The organism is Streptomyces mutabilis (assembly GCF_014649815.1).
Classification (GTDB): Bacteria; Actinomycetota; Actinomycetes; order Streptomycetales; family Streptomycetaceae; genus Streptomyces; species Streptomyces mutabilis.
Genome location: NZ_BMTT01000109.1, coordinates 1 through 921 on the forward strand (window position 1 = coordinate 1; position 921 = coordinate 921).

The 921-nt window shown below is 68.1% G+C and carries 1 protein-coding gene; it reads left to right on the forward strand.

Annotation, left to right across the window (positions count from 1 at the left end; all coding sequences use genetic code 11):
- Nucleotides 1–48: 48 nt before the first annotated feature.
- Nucleotides 49–908 (forward strand): IS5 family transposase gene (locus IE142_RS34865; protein WP_370466451.1). Its coding sequence is split into 2 segments (ribosomal slippage): nt 49–394 and nt 394–908, totalling 861 coding nucleotides; the frame shifts between segments, so codons are not numbered across the junction.
- Nucleotides 909–921 lie beyond the last annotated feature (13 nt).

A 921-nucleotide genomic window follows, 5' to 3' on the forward strand; every position in this document is an offset into this window, starting at 1 on the left:
CTAGGGTCCGTCTTCAAAGATCATCGGGTGACGGATCATGGTGGAGTGATACGCCGCCATGAACTCACTGATCGGGAGTGGGAGTTGCTCGCTCCGCTGATACCGCGGGCCGCGACGGGACGGCCCCGGGTGTCGGACCGCCAGGTCATCAACGGGATGGTCTACAAGATCCGCACCGGCATCTCGTGGCGTGACCTGCCCGAACGCTATGGGCCTTGGCAGACGGTCTACACCCGCTTCCGCCGCTACGCGATCGACGGCGTGTTCACCCGGGCCCTGCAGCAGATCCAGGCCCAGGCGGACGCCGCCGGGGACATCGACTGGCTGGTCCAGATCGACTCCACCATCGTCCGCGCCCACCAGCACGCCGCCGCCACCGGCCGAAAAGGGGGAGGCACCGGCCGGACGAACCGGACGATCACGCCCTCGGCCGGTCCCGGGGCGGACTGACCACGAAGGTCCATCTCGCCTGCGACGGCAAGGGCCGTCCTCTGGCTCTCTTCGTCACGCCGGGCCAGCGCCATGACAGTGTCTGTGCACGCATCCTGCTCGAACGTATCCGCGTTCCCCGCAGCGGCCTCGGCCGGCCACGCTGCCGACCCGACCAGGTCATCGCGGACAAGGCCTACAGCTCCCGCGGTTTCCGCGCCTACCTGCGGCGACGCGGCATCGCGCACACCATTCCCGAGAAGGCCGACCAGCGGCGACACCGGCTGCAGCGCGGGAGCCGCGGCGGTCGACCGCCAGGATTCGACCGGGAAACCTACCGCCGGCGCAACCTCGTCGAACGCTGCTTCAACCGGCTCAAGGGCTTCCGCGGCATCGCGACCAGATACGACAAGACCGCCACCTCATACGAGGCAGCGGTCAGTCTCGCGTCACTCCTGCTCTGGGCAAGATCCGTTTGAAGACGGACCCTAG